Genomic DNA, 13,902 nt, shown 5'->3' on the forward strand with positions numbered 1-13,902 from the left:
AGCCCTCGTTAGAAATCCAGGTCGGCGTAGTGCGAAACCGGAGTTACACCGCGTACGCGCTCCGCCAGGATCGGTCGGAAGGACGGACGCGACTTCAGCCGCTGATACCATTCCTTGGCGACCGGAGATTCCGTCCAGTCGATCTCGCCGAGATAGTCTAGCACGGAAATCGAGGCGGCGGCCGCGAGGTCGGCATAGCTCAGCCGCTCGCCGGCGAGCCACTGCCTGGAGCCCGCGAGCCAGGACAGATATTTCATATGCTGGCGGATATTGCCGCGCGCCATGCGCATCACCTTGGAATCGGGTGCGCCGCCGCCCTGCTCGGCGGTCATCTGCAGTTTGAAAACGCGCTCGCGCGACAGGGGACGCGTGACGTCCTGCTCCATCTTCTGCATGAACCATTCCGTCAGCCGGCGAATCTCGGCGCGCTGGAACGGATCCTCGGCCAGAAGTCGGCGATCCCGCTTCAAGACGCCGTGCGTCTCGTCGAGATATTCGGAAATCACGGTGGCGCCACAGAGCGCCCGCATGCTGTCATCGACATAGACGGGCAGGGTTCCCGCGGGATTGAGCGCCAGGAAGTCGCGGCGCTTTTCCCATGTCTGCTCCTCTATCAGCTCCGTCTGATAGCCATATTCGGTCAGGATCAGACGGACGAACCGTGAAGAAGATGACATTGGGTGATGATACAGCGTCGGCATTGGTACTCGGGTGTTTCTAATCGGTGCTACGGAGTTTTTCGGGTCGCGCTATGCGGCCCTAGTCATTTGTCATGGGTTGAAGCTATAGGAGCTTGGCCTAGTTTGCACAAGCGAATCGGGCCGCCCTGCCGTTTGACAAAGGACACGATATGGCTGAACAAATTATTATCGCGCTGGTTTTGGGTCTTGTGGAGGGGCTTACGGAGTTTATTCCCGTCTCCTCCACCGGCCATCTGATATTGCTCGGACACTTTCTCGGCTTCAAGGAAGCTGCCACTTTCGACGTTCTGATCCAGCTCGGTGCGATTCTCGCCATCCTGCTTGTCTATTTCAACCGCCTCGTTCAAATCGCCAAGGCGCTGCCTGTGAGCGTCAAGGCCCGCCATTTCGTGCTGGCGGTTCTATTCGGCTTCCTGCCGGCTGCCGTCATCGGCGCGCTTGCGCATGACTTCATCAAGACCGTTCTGTTTGAGTCGCCGCAGCTTATCTGTATCTCGCTGATCCTCGGCGGCATTGTCCTGCTCGTCATCGACAAGATCCAGTTCAAGCCGAAATACACCAGCGCCTACGAGTTCTCCTGGCCGATGGCGATCAAGATCGGCTTCTTCCAGTGCCTGGCGATGATTCCGGGAACGTCGCGTTCGGGCTCCACCATCGTCGGCGCCTTGTTGCTCGGCGCCGACAAGCGATCGGCCGCCGAATTTTCCTTCTTCCTCGCCATGCCCACAATGGCAGGCGCCTTTGCGCTGGATCTTTGGAAGAGCCGGCACGATCTCAGCATGGACCAGGGTCTGCTCATCGTCATCGGCTTCGTCGCCGCCTTCATATCGGCGCTGCTTGTCGTGCGGGCGTTGCTAGACTTCGTCTCACGCCGCGGCTATGCGCCTTTCGCATGGTGGCGCATTGGCGTCGGCACCCTCGGCCTGATCGGACTTTACACGATCGGTTGATACGGACGGTCTGACGTCGCAATCATGGAGAAAGATAGGGCCGGTGAGAACCGGCCTTTTTCATGCTCGATCAGTTCGACGAGGAAGCGCCAATGGAGCCTGTCGTGCAGGGATCGACGCCATAGGCCGGCGCACATTCGCCCTTCACTGAGGCGATGCTGCCGCGGGCCATGAAAGAGCCGGCGAGAATCACCAATGCCGCGCACGCAAACAAAAGCGCGATAGACTTACCCATCGAAGAATGCCTTTCCGCAGAAGTGTGAAGCGCGTCTCAGACCAGCTCATTGTCCAAGCCTGAGACGCGCGGTTGTGTTAGTCAGTGAAATGACCAATAGCAATAAATGTTCATGTTAAATTTGACGTTAATGCTACTATTTCCACAGTGCGTCTTTTCGGCAACGCCAAGCTGTGAGCGACAACCCGGCGGCTGCGCTTGCGGAGCCTCATCATTCTGCTTCGGACAATAAAAAACGCCGCTCGGCGAAACCGGGCGGCGCTTGAATTTCACTGAATTGCCGAATCGTCAGGCGGCCTTGCCGGAACCGGTGAACTGACCCTGCGGACGGTAGCGCACCAGATAGGACGGCAGTACGGAGATGAGCAGCGTCGGCAGCAGGCCGATGTCCTTCAGCGTCCGTCCTTCCGCCTCGGCCTGCTTGGAAACGACATTGTCGCTCTTCAGCAGCGTGACCTGGTCTGGCGTGATCGGCGGTGTGATGAGCGGCACCAGCGACGCGATCGAGCCGATCAGCGAGGCGACAGCGAACGGGATCGAGACGAGCGGCTTCTTCCGGTTGATGACGGACAGTGTGGTCTCGAGACATTCGCGGAAGGAAAGCACTTCCGGGCCGCCGAGTTCGTAGGTCGTGCCGCCCTTCAGCTTGCCGTCGACGCTGCGCGCAACGGCCTCGGCGATATCTTCGACATAAACAGGCTGGAATTTGGTCTCGCCGCCGCCGATCAGCGGCAGGAAGGGTGCCGTGCGCGACATATCGGCGAACTTGTTGAAGAAGCCATCTTCAGGTCCGAAGACGATCGAAGGCCGCATGATCACTGCATCCGGCTTGATCGACAGGATGGCTGCCTCGGCGCGGGCCTTGGTACGGGCATAGGCCGAAGCGGAACTAGCATTGGCGCCGAGCGCGGAAATATGCGTCAGCGAAGCGCCGACGCCGCGTGTGGCCTCAGCGATGGCCTTGGCGCCGAATTCCTGCACGGCGTCGAAGGTGTTGCGGCCGCTTTCGGCCAGGATACCGACGCAGTTGACGACATGCTGCGCGCCTTCGACGGCGCGGTCGATGGAATTGCGATAGCGCACATTGGCCTGGACGATCGAAATCTGGCCGAGATTACCGGCCGGCACCAGGAAACCGGCAAGGTCGGGACGGCGCACGGCGACGCGGATGCGATAGCCACGCTTGGCAAGCGTGCGCACCACATGCCGCCCGATGAAGCCTGATCCTCCGAACACGGTAACGAGCGGTGGGAGGTTGGACAGGGTCATGACGGGCTCCTCGAAAGGCTTTGATTGGGCTGATCTGATTTCGTCTTAACCGATCGGAGCGCCGAGGTGAAGTGCTATCGCGCCGCATCGCAGCGTCGCATTTCGAAGGGATCAAATCCCTTCGACGACGACCATTTCCGCATCCGCTACTTCATGGCGAATTTTGGCGGCTGCCTGATATTCCGGCGAGTTGTAGCAATCGACGGCATGCTGCAGGGAAGGAAATTCAATGACAACGTTGCGGCTGCGGGCCTGTCCCTCAAGCGGGGTGAATGCACCACCACGGGCAAGGAAATTCGCGCCGTATTTCTCAAAAGCCGGCTTGGCGGTTGCAACATAGTCCTTGTAGCGCTCGAGGTCGCGAACATCGACGCGCGCAATCCAGTATCCCTTTGCCATATTTGCCTCCCTGTTTCCGGTAATGATCTAGAGTGCGGCGTCGATCTCGGCGAGGATGGCGCGGGCCGCCTCCTTCGGATCGGCTGCCTTGACGATGGGCCGGGCGACGACGAGGTGGCTCGAGCCGGCCTTGATGGCGGCGGCCGGCGTCATCACGCGCTTCTGGTCGCCCTTGTCGCTGCCTGCGGGACGGATGCCGGGTGTCACCAGCGCCATGTCCGGGCCGATGATCTTGCGGACGGCGGCGGACTCCTCGGCCGAGCAGACGATGCCGCCCATGCCCGCGAGGTGCGCCTGCTCGGCGCGGCGCAGCACCAGCGTATGCGGATCATATTCATAGCCGGCGGCGATCAGATCCCCTTCGTCCATCGACGTCAGCACGGTGACGCCGAGCAGGCAGAGATCCGATCCCTTGGCTGCGGCGACAGCCGCTTTCATCGCCTTCGGATAGGCGTGCAGCGTCAGCATCGACATGCCCATCTTGACGATGTTCTCGACGCCGGAGGCTACCGTGTTGTCGATATCGAGCAGCTTCATGTCGAGAAAGATCTTCTTGCCGTCGGCGGCAAGATCGCGCGCGAATTCCAGGCCGCCGGCAAAGGCGAGCTGATAGCCGATCTTGTAGTAGAGGATATCGTCGCCGAGGGCGCCGACCACTTTCTCGGCCTCCTGAAGGTTTGGAACATCCAGTCCGACGATCAAGCGGTCGCGTGCGGTCATCTCAAGCCCATCCCATCCAGTCTTCCATGGGTGTCCAGTCGCATGAGACGACACGCTTCGCAAGATCGAAACAGAAAAGATTGCCGCCGCCCGGAGGCTGATCGCCCTCACGCGCGATCGGCTTTCCTTCCAGATGGCATTTCAGCAGCGTGCCGACGCCGCCATGCCCGACGAAGGCGATCGGCAAGAGCGGATCATGCCGCGAAAGAACGGCATCGACATTGGAGACGATCCTCGCCTGCGCATCGACGGCGCGCTCCCAGCCTTTGAAGCTTTCATGCGGATGGGCAAAGAACCAGTCCGCCGCCTTCTCGAATTCCGGCGGGGCCAGGAAGCCCGTGGCACTGCGGTCGTTTTCGTGCATCGCCTCGATGATTTCGACCGATGCATCGCTTGTGGCCGCGAGAATTTCGGCTGTTTCTATCGCCTTGCGTTCGCCGCTGGAGATGATCAGGCCGAGCTTGCGAGCCCAGGTGTGTGTCGCCGCCAAGCGCGCTCTTGCCGCGCCGATCTCGGAAAGTCCCCATTGCGGCACAGGAACGTCCGGGTCGATGCGCACCTGGGGGTGCGTGATATAGAGAGCGTACATGGGATTGCCTCAACCGCGGCTGTAGATCCAGAGCTGGGCCGGCGGAATATTGCGGACGATGAAGTCGAAGTGGCGGATGTGGTAGCGGTCGGGTTTGGCGATGATCGGGGAGACCGGCCCATAGGAGATCTGTACGACTGGACGGCCAGGCGGCATGCGGTCCAGCAGGCTTTCCAGCAGCGCGACACGCGCCTGCATCGGGAAATTGAGAAGCGGGATACCGGAGACGACGGAATCGAACGTCTGGCCGCGCAGGACGCCGAGCGTCTTGTCGAGGTCGAAGGCATCGCCATTGATGAAATGGACGCCGGGATAGAGCTTGACGAGGTGATTGTAGAAGTCGGTGGAATATTCGATGGCGACGAGGTTCTGCGGCTCGACGTCGCGCGCCAGGATCGCCTTGGTGATGGCTCCCGTACCCGGGCCCAATTCCAGCACCGGCAGCCCGGATTGCGTATTGATGATGCTCGCCATCTTGCGGGCGGTGATCGAGGACGTCGGGACGATCGAACCGACTGTCTTCGGCCCCTGCATCATGCCCTTGAAGAAACGGATCTCCTCGTCGAATTTCTTGCCCAGCCGTTCCTTGAGACGCAACGCCATGCTCTCCCCCACCAGATGTTATGGTCGCGACTTACATACCGCTCATCGCGAATCTTGCAATGCGATGACGCAATAACAAGAGAAAATGTCGCAATCCACAAAGGAAAAAATAAAAGCGCCCTTTGCGTGTGAGAAACGCATGAAGGGGCGCTTTGGTTTCGTCAGACGCGCATCGGCATCAGAACATACAGCGCGTCGTCGCCGGCCGTATCGCGAATGAGGGTCGGCGAGCCGGCATCGGCAAGCAGGAACACTGCCGATTCGCCCGATAGCTGTGCGGTAATATCGAGCAGATATTTGGCGTTGAAGCCGATTTCCATCGGATCCATCTCGTAGCCGACAGCAACTTCTTCCGTCGCACTTCCCGAATCCGGATTGTTGACCGTCAGCAGCAGCTGGCCGTCGGACAGCGCCAGCTTCACCGCGCGGCCACGCTCCGAAGAAATGGTCGACACACGGTCGACGGCCTGGGCGAAGGACTGGCAATCGACCCGCATTTCCTTGTCGTTGTTGGTCGGAATGACGCGCTGGTAGTCCGGGAAGGTGCCGTCGATCAGCTTCGACGTCATGACGATGGAGCCGATCGTCAGGCGGATCTTGGCGTCGGAGACCTCGACGGTCACGATCGCCTCCGGCGTGTCGACAAGCTTCTGCAACTCGCCGACCGTCTTGCGCGGAATGATGATACCAGGCATGCCCTCGGAGCCCGAAGGGGCGGTGACATCGGCACGGGCAAGGCGATGGCCGTCGGTGGCAACGGCTCTCAGCTTCAGGTCGCCGTCGCTTTCGATCGTGTGGAAGAAGATGCCGTTCAGGTAATAGCGCGTCTCCTCAGTGGAGATCGCAAACTGCGTCCGGTCGATCAGCATCTTCAGATCTGCCGCCTTCAGCTTGAAGGAATGGCTGAAGCTGCCGGCGGTCAGATCCGGAAAATCGGATTCCGGCAGGCATTGCAGCGAGAATTTCGACCGGCCGGAGGCAACCGTCATGGAGCTGCCGTCAGGGTTGGTGGCAAGAAGCACTTCCGATCCATCAGACAGCTTGCGCACGATGTCGTAGAGCAGATGTGCCGGAACCGTGGTGGCACCGGCCTGCTCGACGTTGGCGGGCGTCGCCTCGGTGATTTCGAGATCGAGGTCCGTCGCCTTCATGTCGAGGCTTGCGCCCTCGGCCTTCAGCAACACGTTGGACAGGATCGGGATCGTATTGCGACGCTCGACCACGCGATGCACGTGGTTCAGCGATTTCAGGAGGTTCGACCGCTCAATTGTAATACGCATGGATGCTACCGCTTTCGACCGTGACTTTCCGGGCGGCCCGAAGCGCCCGAATGACATGTTTTCGGACGAGGCCCGAAAGATTGGACGGGCAAAATGGCAGACTTCAGCATGCGAATGCAAGAGGCATGGGGCGTTTGTCGCGCGCCAATTGAACATTTGGCCGTCAATGCTCACAGGATTTGCACCGCTCTTGCCGTCAGGCCGCGCCTCGCCCATAAAGACGATGAATCCGAAGCGAATTCAGGACAGGCATGAGCGAAGACCATTCAAGCGGCGGGGCGCGCAGTTTCCGCCTGCACAATACCACGGTTCCAGCCCGTCCTCTCGAACCGGCGCTTTATCTTGTCGCCACGCCGATCGGCAATCTCGGCGATATCACCTTGAGGGCGCTGGAGACGTTGGCGGGCGCCGATGTGCTGGCCTGCGAGGATACCCGTGTCACGCGCGTCCTGCTCGATCGCTATGGCATCCAGAACAGGCCCTATGCCTATCATGAGCACAATGCCGATGAGGCAGGGCCGCGTCTGCTTCAGGCGCTGGAGGCCGGCCGTTCGGTGGCGCTGGTCTCCGATGCCGGCACGCCGCTGGTCTCCGATCCCGGCTATAGGCTGGCCCGCCAGGCGATCGAGGCGGGATACAAGGTCATTCCCATTCCGGGTGCTTCGGCGCCGCTGGCGGCTCTCGTCGGCTCCGGCCTGCCCAACGATGCCTTCTTCTTTGCCGGCTTTCTGCCTGCGAAAGACAAGGGCAAGCGGGATCGGCTGGCGGAGCTCGCGGGTATCCCCGCGACCCTCATTTTCTTTGAATCGCCGCATCGTATCGCCGCGACGCTTGCCGCCGCGGCCGATGTGCTCGGGGCCGAACGCCCTGCCGCCGTCTGCCGCGAGCTCACCAAGACCTTCGAAGAATTCCGCCGTGGCACGCTCGCCGAACTCGCCGCCTTTTATGATAAGGTCGACAACGTCAAGGGCGAGATCGTCTGGCTTGTCGGCCCACCGGCGGAAATCGTCACGCCGCAGGCCGATGTAGACGCCATCCTCGCGGATCTCGCAGGGACGATGCCGACGGCCAAGGCCGCAGCGGAAGCCGCGCGGCTGACCGGCCTGCCGCGCAAGGAGCTTTATCAGCGCCTGCTCGACATGAAGGAGCCTCATGCGTGAGCCGGGCGAAAGGCTGAAACGGCAGAAGGCCTGGCGGCGCGGCCACATCGCCGAATATCTGGCTGCCGCTTTTCTACTCTGCAAGGGCTATCGCATCCTGGCCATACGCCACCGCACCAAGCTTGGCGAGATCGACATCGTAGCCCGCAAGGGCGATCTCGCCATCTTCGTCGAGGTCAAGTCCAGGCGCGGCGCGCAGGAGGCGATCGACGCCGTTTCCTTCTCCTCGCAGAGGCGCATCCGCGCCGCCAGCGACCTCTGGCTGGCGCGGCAACCGGATTTCGCCCTGTTGTCGCAGCGCTACGATATCGTCGCCATGCTGCCCGGGCGCTGGCCGCAGCATTTTCCGGATGCCTTTTGAGGACAGCGTTACAGGAACGTCACAAAATCAGCCTATTGGCGGGCGAAACGCGTTCGCGATCTTTTCGCCGGCGCTCCTCATCTCAATAGGCCACATCATGATCCGCAGCACCGTTTCCGCCTTCTCCGTTCCTTCGCAAGAGGAGCGCAAAAGCTTCATCGCGCTCGAAAAGACCCCGGCCATCCATGCCGCAATCCTGGCGCCGCTCGCCTGCATGAACACGGTGCGGATCGGCGGCGCTGCGGCGAAGACTGGCGCTTTATCCTTCCCCTTCACGGTCGCGGCCTGGAACCTCGAACGTTGCCTTTTTCCAGAGGAGGCCGCGGCCAAGCTGCGGGCAACCGGAGCGCCGCTGGTTCTGCTTTCGGAGATGGACTACGGCATGGCCCGTACCGAGCAACGTGACCCAACTGATGTCGTCGCCGGCGAACTGGGCATGAACTACGCCTATGCTGTCGAATTCCTGGAGCTCAGCCTCGGCTCCGAGATCGAGCGTTCCTACTGCCATGACGACTTCAACGAAAAGGGCTTTCACGGCAACGCCCTGATGGCTTCCGTTGCCCTGAAGGATGCTTTCCTCTTCCGCTTGCCGGGCGAAGCCGTCTGGTTCAATGACGGCAACGAGCAGCCGCGTGTCGGCGATCGCTGCGCTGTCGGCGCCATCGTCGAGACCGAGGCCGGTCCCTTCGTCGCCGTTTCGGTCCATCTCGAAAGTGTCGCGACCGCTGCCTATCGCGAGCGGCAGACGGCGGCGCTGATCGACGCCGTCGAGGCCTTCGCGCCCGGCCTTCCGATCCTGATCGGCGGCGATCTCAACACCGGCAATCACACCGGCGGCGACTTCTCGACCGATACTCTCTTCGCCATGGCGGAGGGCCGTGGCTTTGAATGCCACGGCGGCCCGCTTGATCAGACAAGCACGCGCCCAAGCCTCATCACCCGCTTTCCGGATCGCGCCATGAAGCTCGACTGGTTCCTGAGCCGAGGCCTGAGGATCAGCGAGAGCCATCTCGTTTCCTCGCTGAACGAGGAAGGCAAGCCGCTGTCCGATCATGACATGATCGTCTGCACCATCGAGGGTTTTGTCGCCTGATTGCTGCAACCGTTAAAATGCGAGGTTTTTCCTGAACCGCGCCGTTACCTCTTCCGTGCCATGAAGGCCGAGACGCGCATGGAATTGGGGGATTGCATGGTCTTGAAATTGATGTTGGCGAGCATGGCCGCATTCGCGGTTCGTGCTGTGCCGGTCGCCGTGGCATTGCCACAGTCGAAGAACTTCGTGGCCGGTTCTGCAGGTGAGATGGAAATGAAACCGGCGCCGATCGAACCGTCCTGGATTGTGGCCGGCGCGCCGGTTGCCCGCATTGCCGAGCATTCGCGCGGGCAGGACGATGCCGCGCTGACGGCGCTGTGGGATTGCACGGCGGGCGAGTTTCGCTGGTATTTCGGCTGGGACGAAACGGTGATGATCCTCGAAGGCGAGGTGCATATCACCACGGAGGACGGCGTCGAACGCACGCTCAACGCCGGCGACGTCGCCTATTTTGCCGGCGGCACATGGGCGACATGGCGCATCGATCGCTATTTGCGCAAGGTGGCCTTCTGCCGCAAGCCGTTCCCGAAGCCTTTGACCATGGCCTATCGTCTGCGCAATCTCGTCAGGCAGGGCGCCACCCAGGGTCTTGCCGCCTGAGCGCGGCGAGCCTCTGCGGAAGCTCTTGAATAGCCGTTGCGTTTGACGGCGGGCCGACCTACATCTGTCCGCGAATTCGAGCGAGGGCTGATTATGGCTGGTATCAAGAATGTCGCGGTCCAGATGGACCATGTCCGGGGCATCAACATTGCGGGCGACTCGACCTTCGCCATGAGCCTCGAGGCCCAGAACCGCGGCTACAAGCTTTTCCATTATACGCCCGAGCGGCTGAGCATGCGCGACGGCGAGGTTTATGCCTCCGTCGAGCCGATGATCCTGCGTGACGTCAAGGGCGACCATTTCGAGCTCGGCGAGCCGGAACGCGTCGATCTTTCGACCATGGATGTGGTGCTGCTTCGCCAGGATCCGCCCTTCGACATGGCCTATATCACTTCGACGCATCTCTTGGAGCGCATCCATCCGAAGACGCTCGTCGTCAACGATCCGGCCTGGGTACGCAACTCGCCGGAAAAGATCTTCGTCACCGAATTCGCCGATCTGATGCCGAAGACGCTGATCACCCGCGATGCCGGCGAAATCCGCCGCTTCCGCGAGGAGATGGGCGATATCATCCTGAAGCCGCTTTACGGCAATGGCGGCGCCGGCGTCTTCCATTCGACGCGCGACGACCGCAATCTGTCTTCGCTGCTGGAAATGTTCGGCCAGCTCTTCCGCGAGCCCTTCATCGCCCAGCAATACCTGCCTGACGTGCGCAAGGGCGATAAGCGCATCATCCTCGTTGACGGCGAGGCCGTCGGCGCGATCAACCGCGTACCGGCCGAACATGACAGCCGCTCCAACATGCATGTCGGCGGTCGCGCCGAGGCCACCGAGCTGACAGCCCGCGAACAGGAAATCTGCGCCCGCATCGGTCCGGCGCTGAAGGCCCGCGGCTTCCTGCTCGTCGGCATCGATGTGATCGGCGACTACATGACCGAGATCAACGTCACCTCGCCGACCGGCATCCGCGAAGTGAAGCGTTTCGGCGGTGCCGATATCGCCAGCCTGCTCTGGGACGCGATCGAATCCAAGCGGGCCTGATCGGCAGACCCAGCTCAAGATGCGGGATTGCCTGCGCGTGTCGATGATTTCGACGCGCGGCAGCCAATTGCATTTAAGGTGTCTCCGTTCATTTATTGTTCTTGTTTCATTCCCTGTCCTGTGCCAGATTGCAACCCATAGTTTGCTGATCGGGGCAAGTAGCGGCAAGCGAGTCCGATGACAGGGGGCAGGGCATGGTGGCGCGCGTTAGTACGGTTGCGTTTCAGGGTATCGAGGGCGTGCCCGTCGAAGTTCAGGTGATGATCGCGCCGGGCAAGGTGCTGATGCACATCGTCGGCCTGCCCGACAAGGCGGTGGCCGAAAGCCGTGAGCGGGTGCAGGCCGCACTCCACGCCTCCGGCCTGGCGCTACCGCCGAAGAAGGTCACCGTCAATCTTGCCCCGGCGGACCTTCCCAAGGAAGGAAGCCATTTCGATCTTGCGATCGCGCTTGGCCTGATGGCAGCGCTGGGCGCCATCCCGGCCGACGCCCTGTCCTCCTACACCGTCATCGGCGAACTCAATCTTGATGGCACGATCGCACCCGTTGCCGGCGCGCTTCCCGCGGCAATCGCCGCCAATGCCGTGGGCAAGGGACTGATCTGCCCCGCTGAGAGCGGGCCGGAAGCCGCCTGGGCGGGCAAGGAGATCGACATTCTCGCGCCCCGCAGCCTGATCGCCCTCGCCAATCATTTCCGCGGCACGCAGGTCCTGTCCCGCCCGGAGCCTTCGATCCGCACCAACCCCGCCAATCTTCCCGACCTTGCCGACATCAAGGGGCAGGAAAGCGCCAAGCGGGCATTGGAAGTGGTGGCGGCAGGCGGCCACAATCTGCTTTTCGTCGGCCCGCCCGGCTCCGGCAAGTCGATGCTCGCCTCGCGCCTGCCGTCGATATTGCCGCCTCTATCGACATCGGAGTTGCTTGAGGTCTCGATGATCCATTCCGTCGCCGGCCAGCTTTCGGGCGGCAAGCTCTCCGACCGGCGCCCCTATCGCGCGCCGCATCATTCCGCCACCATGGCAGCGCTCGTCGGTGGCGGTCTGCGCGCCAGGCCCGGCGAAGCCTCGCTTGCCCATCACGGCATTCTCTTTCTCGACGAGCTGCCGGAGTTCTCGCCGCAGGCGCTCGATGCATTGCGCCAGCCGCTGGAGACGGGCGAATGCGTCATTGCCAGGGCGAACCATCGAGTTTCCTATCCCGCAGCCATCCAGCTCGTGGCGGCGATGAACCCTTGCCGGTGCGGCATGGCCGGCGAACCGGGCCACACCTGCGCCCGCGGGCCGCGTTGCGTGAGCGATTATCAGGGGCGCATTTCCGGCCCTTTGCTCGATCGTATCGATATCCGCATCGACGTGCCAGCCGTTTCAGCTGCCGATCTGATCCGGCCGACGACGGCGGAAAAGAGCGCCGACGTTGCGTTGCGCGTTGCGCGGGCCAGGGAGCGGCAGCGAGAGCGTTTCGAGAGCGCCGGCATGAAGGGGATCGTCACCAATGCCCGCTGCTCGACCGCGATGATCGAAACCATTGCCGAGCCCGATGCCGCCGGTCTGCAATTGCTGCGGGATGCGGCGGAGAAGATGAAGTTCTCGGCTCGCGGTTATCACCGCATCCTCAAGGTGGCGCGCACGCTCGCCGATCTCGACGACAAGCCGACCGTCGGGCGCATTCATCTGGCCGAAGCAATTTCCTACCGCATTGCCGGCGAGCGGCTGATTGCGGCTGCGTGAAACCGCGAGGACCAGAAATGACAAAGGGCGCTGTGGCGCCCTCTGAATGCTCAGCGGTAAGGCGAATCCTATCAGCCGCCCAGGCCCTCGAACAACGCCGTAGACAGATAGCGTTCGGCGAAGGAGGGGATGATGACGACGATGGTCTTGCCTTCGTTTTCCGGGCGCTGGCCGACCTTGATGGCTGCTGTCAGCGCAGCACCCGAGGAGATACCAACAGGCACGCCTTCGAGCTTCGCCACGAGCCGTGCCAGCTGGAAAGCCTCGTCATTGGTGACGGTGACCACCTCGTCATAGACGTGGGTGTCGAGGATCTTCGGCGCGAAGCCGGCGCCGATGCCCTGGATCTTGTGCGGGCCGGGATTGCCGCCTGAAAGAACCGGTGAATCCGCCGGCTCGACGGCGATGACCTTGACGTCAGGATTGCGGGCCTTCAGTACCTGGCCGACGCCGGTGATCGTGCCGCCAGTGCCGATGCCGGACACGAAGATATCCACCTTGCCTTCGGTGTCGTTCCAGATTTCCTCGGCCGTCGTCTTGCGATGGATTTCCGGATTGGCCGGGTTTTCGAATTGCTGTGGAATGATGGCGTCCGGCAGCGTCGCAGCCAGTTCTTCCGCCTTGGCGATGGCGCCTTTCATGCCTTTCGGCCCCTCCGTCAGCACCAGCTCGGCGCCGAGCAGCGCCAGCATCTTGCGGCGTTCGATCGACATGGTCTCCGGCATGGTGAGGATCAGCTTGTAGCCCTTGGCGGCGGCGGCGAAGGCGAGCGCGATGCCGGTATTGCCTGACGTCGGCTCGACCAGCACGGTCCTGCCGGGAGCGATCTTGCCCTGGGCTTCCAGGCTCTCGATCATGGCCACGCCGATGCGGTCCTTCACGGATGCGATCGGATTGAAGAATTCGAGCTTTGCCAGGAGGTTGGCCTTGACGCCCTTCTCCTTCGCCAGCTTGTCGAGACGGACGATCGGCGTATCGCCGATGGTCTCTGTGATCGAGGCGTAGACGCGGCCGCGGCCTGGTTTGCGGGTGTCGGACATGGGTAGCTCTCCCTATATTTGAATTATGGAGTGACAATAGGATCAAACGCCTGCGGAAACCAGAGTGCGCTCATTCTCCCGGCTTGTCGCCCGTGAGAAAAGAATCTCTCAAGAGGCCTCTTCAGAGAAGGTTT

Annotated in this window: 16 protein-coding genes; 7 read left to right on the forward strand and 9 right to left on the reverse strand. The window is 61.8% G+C overall.

Annotated elements, in window-relative coordinates; translation table 11 throughout:
• Positions 1–8: 8 nt before the first annotated feature.
• A complete protein-coding gene (locus tag JTP94_RS04130; RefSeq protein WP_204849276.1) occupies positions 9–701 on the reverse strand; it encodes a glutathione S-transferase family protein in 693 nt (230 codons plus the stop codon).
• Positions 702–850: 149 nt separating this feature from the next.
• Here JTP94_RS04130 and JTP94_RS04135 point away from each other — a divergent pair, with 149 nt between their 5' ends.
• The gene (locus tag JTP94_RS04135) at positions 851–1,651 is read left to right on the forward strand and encodes an undecaprenyl-diphosphate phosphatase (protein ID WP_204849277.1); all 801 of its coding nucleotides are present in this window, start codon (positions 851–853) and stop codon (positions 1,649–1,651) included.
• A 70-nt stretch (positions 1,652–1,721) separates the two neighbouring features.
• Here JTP94_RS04135 and JTP94_RS04140 read toward each other — a convergent pair whose 3' ends face one another.
• The 7 genes from JTP94_RS04140 to dnaN all read right to left on the reverse strand — a co-directional run bounded on the left by JTP94_RS04140 (position 1,722) and on the right by dnaN (position 6,746).
• On the reverse strand, positions 1,722–1,886 hold the full coding sequence (locus tag JTP94_RS04140; protein WP_037197313.1) for a hypothetical protein: 165 nt from the start codon (positions 1,884–1,886) through the stop codon (positions 1,722–1,724).
• Positions 1,887–2,174: 288 nt separating this feature from the next.
• Positions 2,175–3,155 carry a complex I NDUFA9 subunit family protein gene (locus tag JTP94_RS04145; protein ID WP_204849278.1) on the reverse strand — a complete coding sequence of 327 codons (981 nt, stop codon included), beginning with the start codon at positions 3,153–3,155 and terminating at the stop codon, positions 2,175–2,177.
• Between the two features lie 111 nt (positions 3,156–3,266).
• A complete protein-coding gene (locus JTP94_RS04150; RefSeq protein WP_204849279.1) occupies positions 3,267–3,554 on the reverse strand; it encodes a DUF1330 domain-containing protein in 288 nt (95 codons plus the stop codon).
• 27 nt (positions 3,555–3,581) lie between these two features.
• A complete protein-coding gene (gene pyrF / locus JTP94_RS04155; RefSeq protein WP_204849280.1) occupies positions 3,582–4,274 on the reverse strand; it encodes an orotidine-5'-phosphate decarboxylase in 693 nt (230 codons plus the stop codon).
• Position 4,275: 1 nt separating this feature from the next.
• Complete coding sequence (locus JTP94_RS04160) at positions 4,276–4,863, reverse strand: histidine phosphatase family protein (RefSeq protein ID WP_204849281.1); 588 nt, start codon at positions 4,861–4,863, stop codon at positions 4,276–4,278.
• A 9-nt stretch (positions 4,864–4,872) separates the two neighbouring features.
• Positions 4,873–5,466 (reverse strand): phospholipid N-methyltransferase PmtA, encoded by a 594-nt coding sequence (gene pmtA / locus JTP94_RS04165; protein WP_204849282.1) that lies wholly within the window; start codon positions 5,464–5,466, stop codon positions 4,873–4,875.
• Positions 5,467–5,627: 161 nt separating this feature from the next.
• Positions 5,628–6,746 carry a DNA polymerase III subunit beta gene (gene dnaN, locus JTP94_RS04170; protein WP_034514255.1) on the reverse strand — a complete coding sequence of 373 codons (1,119 nt, stop codon included), beginning with the start codon at positions 6,744–6,746 and terminating at the stop codon, positions 5,628–5,630.
• Between the two features lie 251 nt (positions 6,747–6,997).
• Between dnaN and rsmI the strand changes: the two genes are divergently transcribed.
• The 6 genes from rsmI (at position 6,998) to JTP94_RS04200 (ending at position 12,728) form a co-directional block, all read left to right on the forward strand.
• Positions 6,998–7,906: a 16S rRNA (cytidine(1402)-2'-O)-methyltransferase gene (rsmI, locus tag JTP94_RS04175; RefSeq protein ID WP_204849283.1), complete on the forward strand. Its 909-nt coding sequence runs from the start codon at positions 6,998–7,000 to the stop codon at positions 7,904–7,906.
• Positions 7,899–8,267 carry a YraN family protein gene (locus JTP94_RS04180; protein ID WP_204849284.1) on the forward strand — a complete coding sequence of 123 codons (369 nt, stop codon included), beginning with the start codon at positions 7,899–7,901 and terminating at the stop codon, positions 8,265–8,267. The genes rsmI and JTP94_RS04180 overlap by 8 nt, the downstream gene beginning before the upstream one ends.
• Before the next feature lie 97 nt (positions 8,268–8,364).
• On the forward strand, positions 8,365–9,360 hold the full coding sequence (locus JTP94_RS04185) for an endonuclease (protein ID WP_204849285.1): 996 nt from the start codon (positions 8,365–8,367) through the stop codon (positions 9,358–9,360).
• Positions 9,361–9,456: 96 nt separating this feature from the next.
• Positions 9,457–9,960 (forward strand): cupin domain-containing protein, encoded by a 504-nt coding sequence (locus JTP94_RS04190; RefSeq protein WP_204849286.1) that lies wholly within the window; start codon positions 9,457–9,459, stop codon positions 9,958–9,960.
• Positions 9,961–10,053: 93 nt separating this feature from the next.
• Complete coding sequence (gene gshB / locus JTP94_RS04195) at positions 10,054–11,001, forward strand: glutathione synthase (RefSeq protein ID WP_204849287.1); 948 nt, start codon at positions 10,054–10,056, stop codon at positions 10,999–11,001.
• Between the two features lie 194 nt (positions 11,002–11,195).
• On the forward strand, positions 11,196–12,728 hold the full coding sequence (locus JTP94_RS04200) for a YifB family Mg chelatase-like AAA ATPase (protein ID WP_204849288.1): 1,533 nt from the start codon (positions 11,196–11,198) through the stop codon (positions 12,726–12,728).
• Between the two features lie 71 nt (positions 12,729–12,799).
• On the opposite strand, the gene cysK is transcribed toward JTP94_RS04200, so the two are convergent.
• Positions 12,800–13,768, reverse strand: a complete 969-nt coding sequence (gene cysK / locus JTP94_RS04205) for a cysteine synthase A (RefSeq protein WP_204849289.1) — start codon at positions 13,766–13,768, stop codon at positions 12,800–12,802.
• Between the last annotated feature and the right edge of the window lie 134 nt (positions 13,769–13,902).

The organism is Martinezella lusitana, assembly GCF_016901135.1.
In the GTDB taxonomy this organism is placed as follows: Bacteria; Pseudomonadota; Alphaproteobacteria; order Rhizobiales; family Rhizobiaceae; genus Rhizobium; species Rhizobium lusitanum_D.